The sequence below is a fragment of the Sphingomonas sp. genome (assembly GCF_042096255.1).
GTDB lineage: Bacteria > Pseudomonadota > Alphaproteobacteria > Sphingomonadales > Sphingomonadaceae > Sphingomonas.
Genome location: NZ_JBELLZ010000001.1, coordinates 69353 through 89937 on the forward strand (window position 1 = coordinate 69353; position 20585 = coordinate 89937).

14 protein-coding genes are annotated in these 20585 nt (G+C 67.9%); 6 read left to right on the plus strand and 8 right to left on the minus strand.

The window, feature by feature from the left end; genetic code table 11:
* Positions 1 to 47 precede the first annotated feature (47 nt).
* The gene (locus ACFDTH_RS00360) at positions 48 to 1268 is read left to right on the plus strand and encodes a glycosyltransferase (protein ID WP_375285506.1); all 1221 of its coding nucleotides are present in this window, start codon (positions 48 to 50) and stop codon (positions 1266 to 1268) included.
* 41 nt (positions 1269 to 1309) lie between these two features.
* Here ACFDTH_RS00360 and ACFDTH_RS00365 read toward each other — a convergent pair whose 3' ends face one another.
* The 7 genes from ACFDTH_RS00365 to ACFDTH_RS00395 form a co-directional block, all read right to left on the minus strand.
* Entirely contained in the window at positions 1310 to 2638 is a 1329-nt protein-coding gene (locus tag ACFDTH_RS00365) for an oligosaccharide flippase family protein (protein WP_375285507.1), read from the minus strand.
* A 22-nt stretch (positions 2639 to 2660) separates the two neighbouring features.
* Positions 2661 to 3659, minus strand: coding sequence for a glycosyltransferase (locus tag ACFDTH_RS00370; RefSeq protein ID WP_375285508.1), 999 nt, complete (start codon positions 3657 to 3659; stop codon positions 2661 to 2663).
* Positions 3660 to 3694: 35 nt separating this feature from the next.
* Positions 3695 to 4840, minus strand: coding sequence for a glycosyltransferase family 2 protein (locus ACFDTH_RS00375; protein WP_375285509.1), 1146 nt, complete (start codon positions 4838 to 4840; stop codon positions 3695 to 3697).
* Positions 4837 to 6474 carry a glycosyltransferase family 39 protein gene (locus ACFDTH_RS00380; protein ID WP_375285510.1) on the minus strand — a complete coding sequence of 546 codons (1638 nt, stop codon included), beginning with the start codon at positions 6472 to 6474 and terminating at the stop codon, positions 4837 to 4839. Before ACFDTH_RS00380 ends, ACFDTH_RS00375 begins: the two co-directional genes overlap by 4 nt.
* Positions 6475 to 6585: 111 nt before the next feature.
* Positions 6586 to 7674, minus strand: coding sequence for an acyltransferase family protein (locus tag ACFDTH_RS00385; protein WP_375285511.1), 1089 nt, complete (start codon positions 7672 to 7674; stop codon positions 6586 to 6588).
* Positions 7671 to 9113: an O-antigen ligase family protein gene (locus tag ACFDTH_RS00390; RefSeq protein ID WP_375285512.1), complete on the minus strand. Its 1443-nt coding sequence runs from the start codon at positions 9111 to 9113 to the stop codon at positions 7671 to 7673. The genes ACFDTH_RS00385 and ACFDTH_RS00390 overlap by 4 nt, the downstream gene beginning before the upstream one ends.
* 20 nt (positions 9114 to 9133) lie before the next feature.
* On the minus strand, positions 9134 to 11563 hold the full coding sequence (locus tag ACFDTH_RS00395; protein ID WP_375285513.1) for a WD40/YVTN/BNR-like repeat-containing protein: 2430 nt from the start codon (positions 11561 to 11563) through the stop codon (positions 9134 to 9136).
* Between the two features lie 160 nt (positions 11564 to 11723).
* Here ACFDTH_RS00395 and ACFDTH_RS00400 point away from each other — a divergent pair, with 160 nt between their 5' ends.
* The 3 genes from ACFDTH_RS00400 to ACFDTH_RS00410 all read left to right on the plus strand — a co-directional run bounded on the left by ACFDTH_RS00400 (position 11724) and on the right by ACFDTH_RS00410 (position 16376).
* On the plus strand, positions 11724 to 11987 hold the full coding sequence (locus ACFDTH_RS00400) for a hypothetical protein (RefSeq protein ID WP_375285514.1): 264 nt from the start codon (positions 11724 to 11726) through the stop codon (positions 11985 to 11987).
* Between the two features lie 14 nt (positions 11988 to 12001).
* Positions 12002 to 13660 carry a hypothetical protein gene (locus ACFDTH_RS00405; protein ID WP_375285515.1) on the plus strand — a complete coding sequence of 553 codons (1659 nt, stop codon included), beginning with the start codon at positions 12002 to 12004 and terminating at the stop codon, positions 13658 to 13660.
* A gap of 121 nt (positions 13661 to 13781) precedes the next feature.
* Entirely contained in the window at positions 13782 to 16376 is a 2595-nt protein-coding gene (locus ACFDTH_RS00410; protein ID WP_375285516.1) for a hypothetical protein, read from the plus strand.
* Positions 16377 to 16395: 19 nt separating this feature from the next.
* Here the strand turns inward: ACFDTH_RS00410 and ACFDTH_RS00415 are convergent, their stop codons facing one another.
* Positions 16396 to 17955, minus strand: a complete 1560-nt coding sequence (locus tag ACFDTH_RS00415; RefSeq protein ID WP_375285517.1) for a DNA recombination protein RmuC — start codon at positions 17953 to 17955, stop codon at positions 16396 to 16398.
* Positions 17956 to 18112: 157 nt separating this feature from the next.
* Between ACFDTH_RS00415 and ACFDTH_RS00420 the strand changes: the two genes are divergently transcribed.
* On the plus strand, positions 18113 to 19045 hold the full coding sequence (locus ACFDTH_RS00420) for a retroviral-like aspartic protease family protein (RefSeq protein ID WP_375285518.1): 933 nt from the start codon (positions 18113 to 18115) through the stop codon (positions 19043 to 19045).
* Between the two features lie 57 nt (positions 19046 to 19102).
* Complete coding sequence (locus ACFDTH_RS00425; RefSeq protein WP_375285519.1) at positions 19103 to 20503, plus strand: M20/M25/M40 family metallo-hydrolase; 1401 nt, start codon at positions 19103 to 19105, stop codon at positions 20501 to 20503.
* Positions 20504 to 20585: the final 82 nt, after the last annotated feature.

Below are 20585 nucleotides of genomic sequence, written 5' to 3' on the forward strand. Positions count from 1 at the left end.
CGTGCCGACCACGACGAAGACCCACGACAACAACAGGGAGACTGGACATGGCCGCGTCCTCGCTGCTGCTGGTGACACACGTGCCGATCCGATCGGCGGCGTCCGGTCCGCAGATCGACGACCAGACCGCCGCCGGCATCGCGCAATGGTGCCGGCATTTCGACAGCGTCACCTTCTACGGCACGGCGGCGGACGCGAGTGCGGCGGGAGGTTCGACGAATTGGGTCGACACGGGAACGGGCGCGCTGGCCGGGAAGGCGCGGCTGATCGCCCTGCCGCGCGCCTATGGCGTGACCAAGATGGCGCGCCATCACCGCGCCGTCCGGACCGAGCTGCGCCGGGCGATCGCTGCACACCGGCACCTATGCTTCACCATCGGCGGCATCATCGGCGACTGGCCCGCGGTCGGCGCGCTGGAGGCGATCCGGCAGAAGCGCGACTATGCGGCGTGGCTCGACCGCGTCGAACCGCTGATCATCAGGAACAAGCTGGCGAGCGCGCCGCTCAAGACCCGTATCGCGGGCACGCTGGCGCTGCCGGTGCTGGAGCGGGTGGCGCGGCACATCCTGCGCCGCAGCAGCGTCGCGCTGCTTCAGGGCGGCGATACCTTCGACTATTACGCGAACTCGGCGCCCAACCCGCACGTCACCTACGACACGCACACCCATGTCGAGGACCAGATCAGCGCCGAGGCGCTTGCGGGCAAGCAGGCGCGGTGCCGATCGGGCGCGCCGCTGCGCATCCTCTATGTCGGCCGCGCGGCGGCGATGAAGGGGCCGTTCGACTGGATCGAGGTGCTGGCGACCCTCGCGAAGCGGCAGGTGCCGTTCGAGGCGACCTGGATCGGCGACGGCCCGGACCTGCCGGAGATGCGGAGCCGGGCCAGCACGCTCGGCCTGGGCGATCGCGTCCGCTTTCCAGGGTTCGAGAACCGCCGCGATGCCCTGCTGGAGCAGATGCGCGCGAACGACCTGCTGCTGTTCTGCCACAAGACCCCCGAATCGGCGCGCTGCCTGATCGAGTCGCTGGTCTCTGGATGCCCGATCGTGGGCTATGGCTCGGCCTATCCGCGCGGGCTGGTGGCGGATCGGGGCGGCGGGGTGTTTGTGTCGCAGAATGATGTCACCGGTCTGGCAGACAGGCTGGCGGCTCTCCATGCCGATCGCGAAGCGCTAGCGCGGCTGATCGCCGAGGCGGCCGCGAGCGGCGGGCGGTATAATGAGGATGCGGTCTACGCGCACCGCGCCGCGCTGATGCGGCAGGGCTGACGCAGCGGAGGCAGGGACGGTTGCGGCGTGACCGGCTCGGTCTATCCCAGGGCTGCCCAGGGCACGCCAAGGCCGAGCGACAGGCGCAGCGCGATCCAGGCGCCGAACAGGCCGAGGAGCGCGAGGCTCATCAGGCCGTCCTGCCGGAGGAAGGTGGTGCCGAGCTGCCGCTGCGCCTGCATCAGCATCAGGTAGCGCGTGAACTCCGCGGCGGGCAGCGCCAGCAGCGCGCCCGGCAGGCCGAGCAGCGCAAAACCGGTGGGGAGCACCGTGGCCATGACGATGAAGCGCGTGGAGTTGGCTAGCCCGACGTTCTTGGGCTTGCCGCTGCCGAACACCGTCGCCTCGTTGAGCGAGGACATCACCGCGATCCAGCCGCCGACGAGCAGCAGGCACAGCATCCATCCCGCCGCGGCATAGCGCCGGCCGTAGAGCAGGATCACGGCATGGTCCGACCAGGCCATCACCGTCGCGATCCCGACCAGCACGAGCAGCAGGAAGTTGCGCCGCGCCTGGCCGAGCTCACGCCGGGCGGCGCTGCCGGCGGCCAGCCCTTCGCGGCTGCTGGCGACGAACGGGAAGACGACCTGGAAGGCGAGCCGCCCGGCCACGGTGTTCGGCAGGTCCGCCACCGCCTTCGCCAGCCCGTACACGCCCAGCACGGCGAGCGGCACGACCCGGCCGAGGAACAGCCGGTCGACATAGACCGCGGCGTAGAAGGCGAGCGAAGAGAGCATGATCCACTTGCTGAAATGGAAGATGCTGGGTGCGTGGATGCGATCGAGCAGCAGCCGGTGACGCGGGTGGGGCAGGAGATAGGTCAGCGACGAGCGCACCGCGATGGACAGCAGAATGCCCAGGATCGGCGCCCACACGTTCTGCAGGGTGAAGGCCAATGTGATGTTGATCACCAGCCCGATGGTTTCGGACACCAGCTCGAACAGGTTGCGGGTGCGCACGTCCAGCCGCTTGGCGACGCTGAACAGCGAGGTGGACATCAGCGAGTTGAGCAGCGGCACGACGCTCATCGCCAGCAGGATATTCGAATCGATCCCGTAGAAGCGGGCGAGCAGCGGCGTCGCCGCGGCACAGGCGAGCGACATCAGCAGTCCGCGCAGGATCTGCATCGTCCAGACGGTGTTGAGGAAGCGCTCCTCGTCGCCATGCTCGCTGTGGACGACGTTCTGCTCCATGCCGAGGTCGGTCAGCAGCTCGGTGCCGACGCGGATCGCTTGGGCGATGACGACCACGCCGAGGATCTCGGGCCCCAGCAGCCGCGACAGCACGATATTGCTGCCGAAGCGGATGCCGGCAGAGGCGGCATAGGTGCCCATCGTCCACAGGGACTTGCTGGCGATGGAGGATTTCATCGGAGAACCTGTGCGAGCCAAATCACTCGGCGGCGGGGGATGGCGTGGTCAGCTCGCGCGCGGCGAGGGCGCGGGCAGGCGGCGTGCGCTTGCGGAAGAAGCCGCTGACCAGGCCGAGCGCGCTGACGTTCCACGCCGCGAGCGAGTACAGGCCCAGCCGCAGCGAGCGGCGGCGGACCGAAAGGAACGCGACCGGCAGCACGATGAGGGCGAGCAGCAGCCAGCCCTGCAGCGTGACCAGCGCGGCGAGCAGCGCGAGCCACCACAGGACAACGATCGCGCCGGCGCGAACGTGCCCCATGCGCAGCACGATCGGCAGGTGCGGCTTGCCCAGTGCGCCGCGCAGGATCTCCCCGGTCGCCCCCGAATAGCCCGAGCGGATGCGGCGCAGCAGCAGTCGGTAACCGCCGGCCTGGTGGCCGAAATGGTCCACGGCGGCGTGGTCGATACGCGCCAGCTTCCACCCGCGCGCGCGCAGCCGGGCGGCGAGGTCGAACTCCTCGAAGGCGTGGAGATTGCGGTCGGCGAACCACCCCGCTTCGCGCACCGCGGCGGTGCGGTAAAGGCCGCCGCAGTCGAGCCGGTCGACGATCCCGGGCAGCCAGTTGCGATCGCGCGCCACGGTCTGGGCGCGGATCTGGAAGCCCTCGCCTTCGGTATTCACCTCGCGCACCAGGCCGCCGACCCCGGCGACGTCGGGATGCTGCTCCAGATGGCGGATGCCCGCTTCGAGGAAGCCGGGCTGGAGCACCATGTCCCCGTCGAGCAGATAGAAGAACTCCCCGCGGGCGGATTGGAAGGCGAGCTGCGCGCCGGCGCCGCAGCAGCGCTCATCCAGGTTGGCGAGCTGGACGATGCGCACGGGCAGGGTGCGCGCGATCTCCAGCGTGCGGTCGGTCGAGCCGCTGTCCGCCAGCACCACCTCTCCGCCGAAGGGAGCGACCGCCGCCAGCGCGCTGGTCAGCGCGTCGCGGATGTGCGCCTCCTCGTTGAGCGCCTTGACCCCGACCGTGATCTTCACGCGGGCGTTCCCCTCGACCGGTGGCGGAGCGGCGCTCATCGCGAGCGCCAGGTGAAGACCGAGGTTGCCGCGTAGTTCCACACAACGCCGACGGCGATGCCGGCGAGGCCGGCGGAGAACCAGCCGTAGTGGAAGTCCGAGAACAGATAGTCGGCGATGCCGACGTTCGCGATCGCCCCGACCGAGCAGACCAGGATGAAGGTGAACAGCCCCCTGGTCACCGCCAGGAAGCCCTTCAGCCGGCGGTCGCGATAGGTGAGCGTGTTGTTGACGAAGAAGTTGAAGATCATCGCCAGCAGGGTGGCGGTTGCCTGCGCCCACAGGAAGCGCGGCTGCCCCAGCGCGACCATTACGCTGAGCGCGCCCATGTGGACGAAGACGCCGAGCCCGCCGATGAACATGAAGGAGATGAACCGCGCGGGCACGATGTGGCCGACCAATTTGTCGACCAGCAGCAGCAGATACTCCCAGATGATCAGCGCATCGAGCTTGCTGGTGCCGGCCTGGCGCGAGCGGAACTCGTAGGGCACTTCCCGCACGCGCAGCGGCTGCTCGGCCGAGGCGGCGATGTCGAGCAGGATCTTGTAGCCCTGGCCCGAGAGGTCGCGCACCGCGCTGTAGAAGGCGGGGCGGGTGATGGCGAAGAAGCCGCTCATCGGATCGGTAATGTCGGCCGAGGTGATCAGCTTGGCGAGGCGGGTGGCGGTGGAGCTGACGCGGGCGCGCTTCGCGTCCCAGTCGCCGATCCCGCCGCCGGCGGTGTAGCGCGAGCCGACGACGAGGTCCGCCTGGTCGGTGCGCAGCAGGTCCAGCATGTCCGGCAGGACGCGCTCGTCATGCTGCAGGTCGGCGTCGATCACCGCGATGTAGGGGGCGGTGGTGCTGAGCATGCCCTCCGTGACCGCGGTGGCGAGGCCGCGGCGGCCGATGCGGTGGATCATGCGGACATGATCGCGCTCGGCGGCGAGCGCGGTGAGCGCGTCGCGGGTGCCGTCGGTCGAATCGTCGTCGACGAACACGATTTCGAAGCGATGGCCGGCGAGCGCGACCTCGATCGCGTCGGTCAACGCGCGGACGTTCTCCCGCTCGTTGAAGGTGGGGACGATCACCGACAGCTCGGGCGCGCCGCCTGCAAGGCGCGGCGCGGCGTGCGCCGGCGCCGGTCTCGAAACATCCGTCATGATTGTCCCCCTTGCGTCCCCTCGCGCGTGGCGGGGGCGCCCCTTCGCCCCGCCTTCGCGACCTCGCCTACGACCCGGTAGCGCCGAACCGCGACGCCGGGCCAGTCATGCCGGCCGAGCAGCTGCCCGTGTCGGTCGAGCTGTGCGCGCAGGTAGCGCTGTGGATCGGTTTCCCACGACCGGTATTCGATCAGCCAGACCTCCCGGCCCGACGCGGGCAGATCGCGGGCCAGCGCCTGCCAGACCTGCGGCGGCCGCGGCCGATCCGTCAGGTACGACGCCTGCATCGGCACCGGCAGCCCCGGCGTGCCATAGAAGGCGAGCATCTTCGATACTAGGTCATTGTCGGCGACCAGGATCGGGTGGCCCGGCGGGTGCTTCAGGAAGCGCGCCAGCGCCCGCATGTCGGCGCGCGCATAGGCCGGGTTGGCGTAGATGTTGACGGTGGCGACCAGCATGCACGCGAGCAGCGCCGCGCCCGCCGCCATGCCGACCCGGACATGACCGTCCCGCGCGGGCGCCGCGTCCCGCGCGCCGCGGAGGAGTGCCGGCAACCGCGCCCAGGGCAGGTCCGCCAGCGCCAACCCCAGCAGGATCATCAGCGCGGGGAAGGAGGTGACCACGTAGCGGACGTTGAACGAGATGTTGGTCACCAGCGTCGACAGCACCGCCAGCATAATCGGGCCGACCAGCCAGATCGCCAGCCACAAAGCCGCCTCCCGGTTCGACCGCCGCAGCCGGCGCAGCGCGCGCAGGCCGAGGATGGCGGTGGGCACCGCGACCAGCAGGATCGCCGGCGCCTGCGCCAGCGCCACCCGCGCCGCATTGCTGCCCGCCATCGCCAGGTCCGCGGTGGTCGGCCCGAAGCTGAAGCCGACCACGAAGGTATAGACGGTATAGGGCACCCAGAGCAGGAACCCCGGCTTCTCGTTGCCCGCAGCGCCGCCCACCTTCTCGGCGGTGAGCAGCATCCAGTAGGAGAAGACCAGCGCCGCGGCGATCTGGCTCGCCGCCCAGGCCAGCGAGGCGCGCCGGATGCCGCGGTCCTTGACCAGCAGGAACAGCCCGAACGAGGCGGACAGCAGCGCCATGTAATGGTGCATGCCCAGACCCAGCAGCGTGATCGCGGCCAGCGCCGCCAGCTCGCCCAGCCGCAGCGGCCGCGCGACGATCGGCCACGCCACGCAGACATAGGCGCAGGTGGCGAGCATCAGCAGCGCGTACATCCGGCCTTCCTGCGAATACCAGATGCCGAACGGCGAGATCGCGGTGAGCAGCGCGGCGAACAGCGCCGCCTGCCGCGACCCGAACATGCGCAGCGCGGCGAGGTGGACCAGCGGGATCGTGGCGATGCCGGCGAGCACCGAGGGCATGCGCGCGGCCACCGCGCCGGTGCCGCCCAGGCTGGTGGACAGCCAGAGCGCGACCGAATGGAGCGGCGCGATCTGGTCCACCGCGGCGAGCGCGTCCAGCCCGCCCTGCCCGAACGCCCGCGCGTTGCGCAGCGACGAGACCTCGTCCAGCCAAAGCGACTGATGGTCGAGGAAGAAGAGGCGCAGCACCGCGCCCAGCAGCGTGACCAGCAGCAGTGCCGTCCCCGGCCCGTTCGGCGCGGCGCGATCGTGATCGATCAATCGATTCGCCTCCACACCCGGCCCCGGTTCCTGGAAATGGTTACCGCCCTTACACCGGCAACAGCACCGATGCCACCCAAGTGTTGCGGTGCAGCATCGGCAGGAGCGTCCCTATATCGAACGGGGCAGCGGCCGGCGCTGCACCACGGCATTCTCGATCCGGCGGCCGAAACCGATCGACGGCTTCTCTACGAAGCGGTGGACGACAACGGCGATGCCGATGGTGACGGCGATGTACAGCGGCGTGAAGACCATCGCCGCGACACGCGTGTCGGGAAACATGCTCCAGAATGGATCGAGCATTGCGACCACTGCCATGTGGAACAGGTACATCGAGTAGCTGATCAGGCCGAGGAACGGCAGCGGCCCGCCCCGAAACCATTGCCGGTGAATGCATCCGAGGAACAGGATCACGCCAACCACATAGCCTAGATTGGCGGCCTTCCAGCCCACCACTTCGTTGGCCGCATAAAGATAGGCCAGCGTGTTCGCCGCGAGCACGCCGCCGATCAGCAACACCAGCGACCACGCATAGACGCTCGCCGAAACGGAGGTGGCGTCGCGCATGCGGAGGCGCGCAATCGTGCCGAAGTGCATGGCGGCGAGATAGGTCGGGATGCCGACCGGAAGATCGCTTTCGACGTTGAACCACCGGTAGGTGCCCGCGGCAACGGCCATGGCGAGGAAAACCAACATCGCCACGAAGTTCGCGCGAACGCTGTGCAGCAGATGCCCCCAGAACATTGCATAGCAGATGCCGTAGAAGACCAGCTCGATCGTCAGCGTCCAATAGACGCTCAGGACCGAGGGAACGCCGAAGACCTTATGGAGCATGGTCAGATTGGGGAGGATCACCTCCAGCGGCACGACCCCGCGTCCGACGAGCGGAAAAAGGATCGCGGCGGCGAGGATCGAAATCCAATAGGCGGGATACAGACGGAAGAAGCGGCTGATCGGAAAGCTCAGCATCGGGCGCTCGCCACGGAAGCTGAACGGCACCACAAAGCCGCTGATGCAGAAGAAGGCCACGATGCCGACCCGGCCGAAGCTCCAATCGTCGAGGAAGAAGGTCTGGATCGTCTGCTTCCATTCCACCGGTACGTTCTGCCGTTGAACGATCTCGCCCCAATGGCCGAACATCACCGTGAGCGCAGCGATGCCGCGCAGGCCGTCGACCTCGCTCAGTCTTTGCTTGCTCACCTAATTCCCCCCGATGCACTGTTGGCGGCGCCATATGACGGCCGCAAGGTGAGAGAGGCCGCGGCCATGCGATCGCCAACGCGCCTGGCGGTAACTCTCATTTCCGAAGCCTTTAGGTTCTTCGACAGTGCGACCGCAAACAGCAGAACCACGGTGATCAAGGACTTCTCGTGCAACAACGATGACTCCGTGAAGTTCTGCCCGGCAACGAGAACGAGCCAAGACGAGATCAGGGCGATTTGGCCTGGGGTGGCGCCTGCGCGCAGGAGAAGTCTGGCGATCGGCAGTACCAAAAAGGTAAGGATGGCGAGCAGCAGTCCGGGCAAGCCGATTGTTACCCAAAGGTCGAGGTAACCATTGTGACCGATCCGAACCTTGTCACGCACCCAAGCCACATCCGCAATTTGTAGCGCCGGGCTGTCGGCGACTCCCCAAAAGGATCCGAATCCGGCGCCGAGTAGCCAATGCTGCTCAAGGTAGCGAAGCAGCGTAGCCCAGATTGGCCCACGTCCCGTGAAGGCGTTGGGATCGTAGAGAGCCGCGCGGAACGGCTCAATGAATGCGCTCCAGCCCAGAACGACTGCAACGACGGCGAGGAGCAGCAGTGGGATCAGAATCGGTCGGTAACGCAGGCGGTAGCGGGTAAGGACGAGCCCAACCGCTAACGCGATCACTTCGACCCCAAACGCAGTTTTCGACGCGGTACCCACAAGGAAAATGCTCGCCATCAGAATCACGCCAAGGCGGCTCTTCCACGGGAGTTGCCTCGCATCAAACACGAAGAGCGAAATGGTTGCGGCGGCAAACGCGCCGGCGACGTTCTTGTCGATAAAGATACCGCGCCATGTGTTTGCGGCGCCCGCATCCACCTCTCCCCCGGCTTCCTGCACGCCAATCGACGGCACTATTAATATGGTGAGCAACGACGCTGCAATCGCTAATGCGAAGGACCATCGTAATAGGCTAAGCGTTCTTGCGTAACCAAGCTGACGCACTATCAGGAATATTATGTAAGCAGATAACGTTACTTGAACAATTCGCCGCAAAGATGTTGCTGGCGATATCGACCAGGACACGCTTACCCAACACCAGAGGAGAGTGGCGGCGACACTGATCGGTAAGATCATTAGCCGCCTAATATTGTTCCAGGGACGTGCTGCCGCCAATACTATAAAGCAGCTAAACAACAAACTTACTTGATACGCTTGGCTTCCCTGGCCGCCCTCCATATGGAAGGGCTCCTGCGTGAAGATGATCTTCTCGCCAATACGCAGCCCGATGAAGAGCGCGGACGCGACAAAGAACTGGCGCTGTTCCCTTCCTGAGGGGGTTGCGACCTTTCCTTTGGAAAAGGCAAGCTGTGACCTGCGCAGGGAGCCTGTCGGGATTGAAGCTGCGTGCTGCGTCGCGCTCTCAGGATGGATCATGCGTTCAGCCAAGTGACATTCCCCGGGGACGGTCATGGTAATGGACTCGATGCCGGGTAGCATTCCTCATCCACGAACGCGCGCTTTTTGCCTGCCACACATCCCGCCGGCTCGCCATAGGTCCAGCCCGATCCCATCCAGCCGATGTAGACGCGGCCGAACACGTTCGGGTCGGCGCCCAGCACCACTACCCGGTCCAGCCGGCCGAGCGGCAGGCCGGCGATCCGCGTCCAGCTGCGCGCGTCGTCGGTCGAGCGCCATATGCCGTAGCGGCCGCGCACATAGCCGGAGAGGAAGATCGTCGCCACCTTCGTGCCCGCCGCGGGCTTGCCGAAGGCGAGGTCGTCCACGCGGTCCACCCCGTCCACCACCGTCCAGGTCGCGCCGCCGTCCGTGCTGCGTCGCAGCCGCGAATCGTGCGCGCCGGTCACCGCGGAAGTGAAGAACAGGTCGCCCGCGCGGCCGGGCATCGCGCGCAGCTTGGCCGCCATGTCGCTCTTGGGCGCGACCTCGCCGGCGAACACCTTCGTCCAGCCGGCGCCGCCGTCTTGGGTCCGCCACACGCCGGCGAGCTGCGGATTGTGCGGGTTGCCGCTGTGCACGAGGTAGAAGGTGCCCGGACGCACCGGATCGGCGACCAGCACCTTGCGCTGCAGGTGCTTGGCCGGGTGCGTGCCGGTGAAGGGCAGGCGCTCGCCGGGGAAGACGACCCGCTGCCACGTCCGCCCGCGATCGCGCGTGAAGAAGGGCGCGCGGTTCGACGAGGGCACCCAGACGATCGAATCGGGATCCCCCGACGACACCGCGATCATGCCGAACGCCATGCGCCACGGATCGTCGGCCTGCGTGCCGGGCGGGTGCGGCAGCGTGGCGAAGCGCTGCCACGTCCGGCCGGCATCCTCGCTGAAGCCGGCGAGCACCGCCTGCCCGTCCTCCGCGCAGCAGGGGCGCGTGTCGGAGGCGTTGGTGGCGACGAAGGCCGGGTCGGCGGGGGTGAGCGCCAGCTGCTGCGCCGCGATCAGCACGCGCTCGCGCGGGCCATAGCCGATCGAGAAACGGTCGAGATCGGCGCGGACGTGGATGCCGAAGTCCCAGGCGGCGAAGAGCGGCGCGTGGCCGGGAGCCTGCACCACGTCGTTGGTGACCAGCTCTTCGATGCCGCGGGTCTGGCTGATCCACCGGATCCGCTCCGCGTCGGGCGGCACATCTGCGTGGAAGACGCCGGTGCCCGCCGCGATCCACAGCCGGTTGGGCACCACCGGATCGAACTGCACCTGCGAGGTGGCGAAGAAGGAATGGTCGGCGACGCGCAGCCACGGCGGATCGCCCGGGCCGACCTGCGCGCGGCCGCGCAGCGTCGACCAGGTCTCGCCGTCCCGGCTGTGCGCGGCGCGGCCGTTGTGCCCGAAGACAATCACGCCCTGACTGCGCGGGTTCACCGCCACCGCCGAATATTGCGCCTTGGCCAGCGCCCCGGTGGCGACCAGATCGGTCCAGTGGCCCGCGTGGAAGCGCCACACCGTCTGGCCCTCCAGGTCGGCGCCGTAGAAGGTGCCCGCCGCGGTGAAGACGCCGGCCTTGAGCGTGCGCGGCCCCCCCGGCGCGAGCGGCGCGAAACGGGCGCCGCCATCGGCCGAGGCGAACATGCCCGCGCCCTGCACCAGCGCCCACGCCCGGTCGCGCGCCTTGCCGGGCACGTACCACACCAGCGCCGGCTCGGCCGGCTTGCCCTCGCGGGTCCGCTCCGTCCGCATCGGCGGCAGCCCTGCCGCCTTCGCCCAGCTGCGGCCGCCGTCGGCTGAGCGCAGCACGCCATCGATGCTGGTGCCGACCAGCACCCGGTCCGGATCCGCCGGCGCGACCGCCATCTGCGGGTCATATTTGATGTCGTTCGAGATGTAGGAGAAGCGGACGGGAAAGGGACCCGATGCGGGCTCCTGCCAGCTGCGCCCGCGATCCGACGAGCGTAGCACGGTGCCGCGCACCGCCATGTAGAGCCGCCGCCCGTCCGAAGGGGCGACGACGATCCCCGAGACGCCGCCGTCCATCCCCGCGGGGCCGTGGAAGCGCGCGGGCATCGCCGCCTGGGTCACCAGCTGCGCCCAGCGGTCCTGATCGGGCTGCCAGATATAGGCGCCATAGACGTCGGCGCGGGCGACGAAGGTCTTGCCGGCGCGGTCGGACGACAGGCCGACGATGAAGCCGCCGCCACCGATCGCGACCGGCCGCCAGCGGTAGCGTTCGTCCGCGACCGGGCCGGCGGCACCCGAGGCAGGGCGCGGCACGGTCGTTTCCGGCAGCGGTGCAGCCTGCGCGAGCCACAGCACCGCCGCTCCGCCGACCACGACCGCGAGGAGGCACAACGCAGCGAGCAGGACGACGCCATGGCGCGGGCCGGAATGCCGGACGCCCGCGCCACTGCGCGCAGGCAGCGGTCGGCAGGTCATCGCGATGCTGGCCACGATCTCACCTCCGAATCGGCGCCCCACCCGAACCTTGGCGGCATTTGTGCAGTGCATCAAGCAGGGTCAGCACGCCACAACGAGGCAATTGGCTCGTTGCAATGTTGGAAATGTACCAACATGGTCTCTGACGCGGGCATGTCGCCCCTGAGGACACCAGATGGAAGACCGGTTCGACGATCAGACGCTAGGCAGCAGCGCGCCGGCGACGAGGGCGCGATCGGTGACGCCCAGCGACGTGGTGGAGCTGCCGTTCCTGCCCCGCGCAATCTATGTCGGCGGCAACGGCGACGTGGCGTTGCGCGGCGAGGACGGCGCCGACGCGGTGTGGCGCAACGTGCCCGCGGGCACGATCCTGCCCTTCCGCGCGACCATGGTGCGCGCCAGCGGCACCACCGCCACAGCGCTGCTGGCGCTCGACTGATGCTGGCGATCGGCATGTCCCTGTGGCCGTGCGCCTCGCCGGCCCCGTCCGCAGGGCCGGTGCGTGTGGTGCCCGTGAGTGCCAACGAGGCGTTCCTGGTCGCGCCACACGCAAGCCTGGGCGCGGTGGCGCTGCACCTGATCCATGGCAATGGCGGCGATCCCGCGACACCGGCGGACAGCGTGGGCGCACCGTTCGGCGGCTGGCGCATCCGCGGCTTCCGGGTGCTGCCCACCGTCGCGAGCGACCCGCGCGGCGTTGACGCCGAAATCGTCTCCGACGGCATCGGCGCGCAGCAGATCGCCATTCGACGCGGCACCGGCGGCGGCTGGGCGGGGCATTACCACGGCTTCGGCCCTGCTGCCGTGATCGCGCAGGACGGGCCCGACCTGCTTCAGCCGGGCATGCTGGCGGCGGCGCAGCTCTCCGCGGCGGGCCGCGCGACCTGGCATGACGGCGCACATTTCGACTTTGCCGAGACGATCGCGCTCACCCCGGACGGGGCGATCGCCACCATCGCGGACGTGGCGATGCCGTCCGATCCGAACATCGCCTATCTCGACATGACCATCGTTGGACAGGCCTTCATTCGCGCCTCGCTGGATGGTGGCACTAGCTGGATCGACCTGCTCGATCTCGATCCCGCTTTCGGCACCGTTCAGGCGAACGTCGCGACGGTGCTGCTGCGCAACCCGGTCACCGGCACGACAGTGACGGTTACCGATGATGCGCTGGACGGCACGCCGGGGCGGAGCAAGATGATCATGCGCCGGCCGGGCGACTTCAAAATCTACGCCGACTTCAATCCGTTGCCCGCGGAAACGCCGCTCGGCAGCGTCGCCGTCCATCGCACCATCACTCTGGGCCGGACCGTGCCGGACCCGATGGTGACGCTGACCGGTGTGGCCGTGAGTGGGATGGAAGGTGATTCGGCGTCCGTCGACTTCGTGTTCACCGTCGCGCGATCGTCGGCGAGCGGAGCCACCAGTGTCGCCTGGAGCTTCGCGCCGGGCGATACCAGTCCAGGTGATTTTGCGGACGATGCCTATCCGGCAGGTGGCGCGGTCACGCTGGCCGACGGTGAGGCGAGCGGGACCTTCGCGCTGCGCGTGCGTGGCGACGGGGTGGCCGAAGTGGACGAGACCTTCACCGTAAGCATCCGCGCCCCGCTGGGCTATGCACCAGGCGCAGCGATGAGTGCGACGGGAACGGTGCTCAACGACGATGGCGCTCCCGTGGCGCTGTGGGACGGCGCGGTGCAGGGCAATGCCGGCTATGTCGCGACCGGCTGGAACCCGCAGATGCGCAGCTGGGACGACGCCACGAAGCAGTTGGTGTTCAGCCGCGGCGCCAACCCCGCCGGCGGCAATCATCGCACATTGTTCGCGCTCACGGGCCTTGTCGTCGGGCAGGCCTATACGCTCGTGATATCGGGGCAGATCGCTGGCGCCTCGCCATCGGCGGGTGTCATGCTCGGCGTATCGACCGACTTGTCGAACGGCGCCAGCCAGACGAGCTCGGTTACGCTGAACGCCGCAATCGCGGCAGGAACGCAGCCGGTGGCGTTCACCGCGGGTGCGGCAACAATGGTGCTGGTGGTGAACCAGGGTCCCGCAGCGGGGTCGGACAATGTCTTCCGCTTATCTTCGATCGGGCGCCCGGTACCGGTCTGACTCGCCTCGGCTCCGCCTTTTCGCAGCAAGCGTGCTTAATCGGGAATTAGCCGACCTCCTACACCGATCATTTTGCGGCGCAGCATTAGCGCGATGGCGACGATGGTAGGAGGCAACCACCGTGTACCTTTCGGCGCTCGACGAAATTCTGAACGCATCCGCACGAGCCACGAACTTCGTGAACAATGAGGGAATAGGGCTGTATCGGCTCGGTACCTATTGGAACGATCAGTTCAACAGCAAGTCCGGCGATACGCTCGCCGGTGGATTAGGCGATGACACCTACTCGCTCTGGCAGGCCAATGTCGGGGTGATCGAAAAGGCCGGTGAGGGCGTCGATACCGTCATCGCGCAATATTACGGAAAGATCACGCTGGCCGAGAACATCGAGAACCTGGTCCTGGCCGGCAAGGGCATGACCGCGGCGACCGGCAATACGCTGAACAACATCATCTGGGCCGGTGGGATCGGGGCGATGCTGGACGGGGGCGCGGGCAACGACGTGCTTTTCGGTGGCGTCGGCGCGGATGTGTTCCTGGCGGGGGCGGGCAACGGATCGGACGCAATCGTCAGCTTCAAAAGCGGCGCCGACGCGATCAAGCTGACCGGCTATGGCATCAACTCCTTCGAGGAGCTGATGGCGCTGGGCAAGCAGCAGGGCGCCGACACGCGCTTCACCTTTGCCAACGACGAGCAGCTGGTGCTGCGCGACGTGCAGCTGACGGACCTCCACAGCTATGACTTCGGCTACGCGATGGAGAAGGCGCCGCTGCTGCCCAACCAGACGCTGATGGCCGGCGCCGGCCGCTGCCAGAACTGGAACGGCTGGTACATCATCAACAACACCTATAATACATGGGACCTGAAGTACGGCTCCGACTTCACCGTCGATTCAACCTTCGACCGCACCGATGCGACCGGAGGCGTCACCTTCACCTGGACGATGCCGTATACCACGCAGATCGGCGCACCGATCCGCGGCTATCCCGAGGTCGCCTTCGGCGTGCCGCCGATGGGTGCCTATGCCCACAACCCGGGCGACACGGCAGCGGTCTTCCCAGTCAAGGTCGGGGACCTCGTCTCGCTGACCGCCGATTATGACGTCGATTTCTCCGGCAACGTCGCCGGCTTCAACGTCGCCTATGACATCTGGTTCACCAACGTCCCCAACGGCGATCGTTCCAGCGTCACCAACGAGCTGATGATCTGGGTGCACAAGGGCGAGGTGGGCGTCTGGGCGCCGGTGGTGGGAACCTATGAGATCGAGGGCGTCACCTTCACGATCTACCACCAGGGCACCTACACCGCGATGGTCGCCGACCGCGACCTGCCCTCGGCGACGCTGGATCTCACGGAAATCTTCGACCACCTCCAGTCGATCGGGATCATGAGCGACAGCGAGTATCTCGCCTCGATCGAGCTTGGCGCGGAGGTGGTGTCCGGTGTCGGCTCGCTGACGATCAACAACCTCGACTTCACCGTGAAGACAGCGGCGGAGGACGGCGGGCTGATCGTCAAGGAAGTGAGCGGTGCAGGCCAGACCGTCACCCACCTGCCGCCCGAGCCCGTGCTGCCCGAGCTGCCGGACCTGTTCGACCTGTTCCAGGACGGGATCACCCTGGCGACGACCGAAGTGGGCGTCGTTTATGGCCGAATCGAAACCGAGGTCGAGTCGGACGTGGTGCACCAGCGGGTCTATTCGCACCGTGGTCTGCTCCTCTCGACCAACGAGATCGTGCTCGACGAGGACCGGCTGGTCACCGAACGCTTTTCCAAAAAGGGGACGCTGATCGGCATCGACGTGTCGTGGACCGAGGAGGATGGCTCCGTCACCACCCGGCATCTCGATTCGGCCGGCAAGCTGCTGGGCGCGGAGAACCGGCTGGTGACCGACACGGGCGAGATCCAGATTCGTCGCTACGATGCGCACCTGGCGTTCGTGGGTGCAGAAGTGACTCAGCAGGACGCGGCCGGTGCGGTGACCGCCCGGCACTACAACCAGGCATGGGCGCTCTCCGCTGTGGAGGTGACCGCGGCAGCTCCCAACTCGACGATCGTGAAGCGGTATGACACGAACCTGGCGTTCGCCGGCCAGGATGAAACCGTGGACAACGGCGACGGTTCGGTTTCGGTTTATCACTATGATGCCGATCTGAACCTGATGGGGCGCGACCTGGTCTCCGCCTGGGCGAACGGCATCGTCAAGACGGTGATCTTCAACGAGCACGGCCGCCGTGACGCGCTGGCGCTGGACGGCACGGACGGGCGCGACGTGCTGCGCGCCAAGTCGTATGACACCATTCTCCAGGGGGGCTTCGGCTCCGACACTATCCATGCCGGTGAGGGCCCGAGCGCGATCCTCTTCGACACCGCGATCGGGCAGGGCGACATCGACCGGATCGTCGGCTTCCAGTCGCAGGAGGACCGGCTGATCCTCGACCAGTCGATTTTCGCCGAACTCGCCGCGGGCGGGCTGGACCCGGACTCCTTCCATCTTGGCCGCGTCGCCCGCGATGCGAACGATCACATCCTGTACGATGCGGCGACCGGTCGGCTGTCCTACGATGCCGATGGCGTGGGCGGTGAGGCTGCGGTGCGCTTCGCCCAACTCGATCCGGGAACGCTGCTGACCGCGGCGGACATCGAAGTGCTGCCGGCAGGCCTCCTGGCGGGCGCGGAAGGCGCGGACCTCATGTCGATGATCTGGCCGGGCTGACGGCGCGCGGCGGCTACGGTCATTCCGCCGCTACCGGCTCGCCATCGTCCGCCTCGTCGGCGACCAGCGCGAGCACCGGCCCGGCCGCCGCCTCGGGCAGCGCCTCGACGTCGCGCAGCTTGCGATCGACCGCGCGGCGCCGGACCCCGGCATCCTCCACCACCTTCTGCGCCTCGTTCAGCTTCTTGCCGACCTTGTCGAGCACGCCGCCGAACTTGCCGAACTCGGTCTTCACCGCGCCCAGCACCTGCCACACCTCGCTGGAGCGCTGCTGGATTGCGAGGGTGCGGAAGCCCGAGCGGAGCGCGACCAGGGTCGCCATCAGCGTGGTCGGCCCCGCCACCGTCACCCGCGCCTCGCGCTGGAGCGCATCGACCAGGCCGGGGCGGCGCACCACCTCGGCGAACAGGCCTTCGGTGGGCAGGAACATGATGCCGAAGTCGGTGGAATAGGGCGGCTCGACATATTTGGTGCCGATGTCCTGCCCGCATTTGCGGATCGCGCGTTCCAGTGCCTTGGCTGCATCCTCCACCGCGGCGGCGTCGCCCTGCTCGGCGGCGAGCACCAGCCGCTCGTAATCCTCGGTGGGCAGTTTGGCGTCGATCGGCAGCCAGACCGGGTCATCGCCGCCGCCGGGCATCTTGATCGCGAACTCGACGCGGCAGCCCGAGCCCGGCTTCACCTCGACGTTCTGGGCGTACTGCTCGGGCGTCATCACCTGTTCGAGCAGCATGCCCAGCGAGGTCTCGCCCCAAGTGCCGCGCGACTTGACGTTGGAGAGCACGCGCTTGAGGTCGCCGACGCCGGTGGCGATCTGCTGCATCTCGCCAACAGACTTGTGGACGCGCTCCAGGTTCTCGTTGACCAGCGAGAAGCTGGCGCCGAGCCGCTCGTTAAGCGTGCCCTGGAGCTTCTCGTCGACGGTGACGCGCATCTCTTCCAGCTTCTGGCCGTTCTCGGTGCGGATCGAGTCGAGACGCTTCTCCACCGTCTCGCGCAGCCCTTCGCCGCGGCGCTCGTGCTCGACGCCCATCTGCTTCACGGTGTCGGCGACGGTCTTGAGCCCCTCGCCCTGGCGGGTGGCGGCGGCGGTGAGCGCGTCGTCGAGTCGCTGGCCGAGCTTGGTGAGCGTATCGCCCACCTCCTGGCGCAGGCGCTTCGCATCTTCGGCGGTGGTGTCGCGATGCTGCGCGAGATTGCTGGCGAAGCCGTCGAGCCGCTCGGCCTGCCCCTTGGCCTGCTCGCCCATCCGCTCGGCGACATTGCCGGTGAGCTGGTTGAAGCGGGCGAGCAGGTCCGCGCGCAAGGCCGCCGCCTCGTTCTGGTTCTCGATCCGCGCATTGCTGATCGACTTGGCGAGTTCCTCGCGGCCGGCGCGCGCCTGCGCCGCGGTCTCCTCGCGCAGGCCGGCGAGCCCGCCCGCCAGCCCCGCCTGCACCTCGCCCAGTCGGGTCGCCAGCGCCTCGATCTGGCCACGTAGCGCGCCGTCGTCACCACGGCCTATGCGCAGCAGCACGAGCACGCACAGCACGGCCACCAGCAGCAGGCCAGCCAGCAGGATCATCTCGAACACAGTCATCGTTCACCTCTCGGGCGTCTCTCGGGCGTCATGTTCACGAGCCCTGCGTCATATCCGGTCCTGCTCTCGCATGTTCCCGGTGCGTTCGCCAAGCGCGCTCGTCGCCAATCGAGCGAATTCCGTTTGCAAGGGACCGGATCGGGCGTAGCCTCCCGGCATGAGCATCGTGCTCGCCATCCTCGCCGCCGCCCAGCCGGTCGGCGCCCCCGCGGGCGAAGCCACCGCCACCCCGCCGACGATCGTCGCCTTCGGCGATGAGGGCACGCGGATGACCGTCCCGGTCAGCATCGCCGCCGCCGGGCCGTTCCGCTTCGTGGTGGATACCGGCGCCGAGCGCACCGTGGTGTCGCGCGAACTGGCCTCCACCCTCGGGCTCGCCGCCGGGCGGACGATCCGGGTCACCGCGATGGCCGATACGGCGGAGGTCGGCACCGTGCTGATCCCCTCCATCCGTGTGGGGCGGATCGGCGGTGCGCGGATCGAGGCACCGGCCTTTCAGGAACAGCATCTTGGCGCGCCCGGAATGCTGGGCATCGACACGCTCCAGGGTCATGCGCTGACGATCGATTTCGACAAGGCCGAGATGTCGGTGGTGCCCAGCGACCGGCGCCGGCGGCGTGCGCCGGCCGGATCACCGGACGAGATCGTGGTGCGCGCGAGGAGCCTGTACGGGCAGCTCGTCGTCACCGACGCCTATTATGCCGGCACGCGCGTCAAGGTGATCCTCGACACGGGTTCGGCGGTGACCCTGGGCAATCCCGCACTGCGGGCTCGCGTAGCGCGCAACCGCAAGCCGATGAAGCCGATTTCGCTGCTCAGCGTCACGGGCACCTATCTGAATGCCGACTACACCCAGGTCCGTCGCATGAAGCTGGGCGACATCGAGCTTGCCGACGTGCCGGTCGCCTTTGCGGACGCCTTGCCCTTCCGCCGCTTCGGCCTGACCGATCAGCCGGCGCTGCTGCTGGGCATGGATACGCTGAAGCTGTTCCGGCGGGTGAAGATCGATTTCGCCAAGCGCGAGATCCGCTTCCTGCTGCCCCGCACCGCGCTGCGCGACATGCGCAATCCCTGGTCGATCGCACGCTGAGTTGCGCCGTGCGACTATTGCTGCAAGTCTCTCCACCACATTGGGGGAGGGACGACGATGCGCCTGGCAGGGATGATCGGTCTGGCGCTGGGGCTCGCGCCCATGCTGGCAACGGCACAGGCGCGGCCGGACGAGAAGGCGTTCTTCGCGCTCTACAAGGAACTGATCGAGACCAACACGGTGGTGGGCGAGGGCAGTTGCACCCGTGCCGCGGCTCAGATCGGTGCGCGTCTGAAGGCTGCCGGATTCCCTGACAGCGATATCACTTTGTTCTCGGTACCCGAGCATGCGGAGGATGGCGGGATCGTCGCGGTGCTGCCGGGCAGCGACCCCGCCGCAAAGCCGATCCTGCTGCTCGGTCACCTCGACGTGGTCGCCGCCAAGCGCGAAGACTGGAAGCGCGATCCGTTCAAGCTGGTTGAGGAGAACGGCTTCTACTTCGCGCGCGGTGCGGTGGACGACAAAGCGATGTCGGCGATCTGGGCCGATGCGATGGTCCGCTTCCGCCAGCAGGGCTATCGCCCCAAGCGCACGATCAAGCTGGCGCTGACCTGCGGCGAGGAGACCACTTTTGCCTTCAACGGCGCCGAATGGCTGGCCAGGAACAAGCCCGACCTGATCGCCGCCGAGTTCGTCCTCAACGAGGGCGGTGGCGGCCGCTACACCCCCGATGGCAAGCGCCAGGTGCTGGCGGTGCAGGTGGGCGAGAAGGCGGCGCAGAACTTCACCTTCACCGCCACCAATCCCGGCGGGCACAGCTCCGCCCCAACCCCCGAGAATGCGATCTACGAACTGGCTGATGCGGTGAAGGCGGTGCAGGGCCATGAGTTCCCGGTCCGCTTCACCGACACGACGCGCGCCTTTTTCGCGGCCACCGCCGCCGCGCCGGCCACGCCGGCGCCGCTCGCCCAGGCGATCAAGGCGCTGCTCGCCGACCCGAAGTATGCGGCGGCTGATGCGCTGGTCAGCAGCGACAAGACGTTGCATTCGACGTTGCGCACCACCTGCGTCGCCACCCTGCTGTCCGCCGGCCATGCCGAGAACGCGCTGCCCCAGCGCGCCACCGCCAACATCAACTGCCGCATCTTCCCCGGCGAGAGCGTGGAGGGCACGCTGGCGACGCTGAAGACGCTCGCCGGCCCTAAGGTGACGGTGACCGCCAACCAGCCGGTCCGCCCGATCGCGGTGCCGCCGAAGCTGGAGGCGGCGATCCTTGGCCCCATGACAGCGGTAGCAGCGAAGCACTTCCCCGGCACGCCGCTGGTGCCGCTGATGTCCACCGGCGCGACCGACGCGGTGTTCTTCGGCACGCTGAACATGCCGGTCTATGGCGTGCCGGGCGTGCTGGTGGAGCCCGACCTCAACGGCATCCACGGCTTGGACGAGCGCATCCGGGTGAAGGCGCTGTATGAGGGGCGCGATTATCTGTTCGATCTGGTGAAGGCCTATGCGGGGTAAGCGCGCGCTTCACGTGAGCGACCAACTCCGTTCGGCCTGAGCGAAGTCGAAGGCTATGCGCGAACGCCAGCGCATGTGCTTC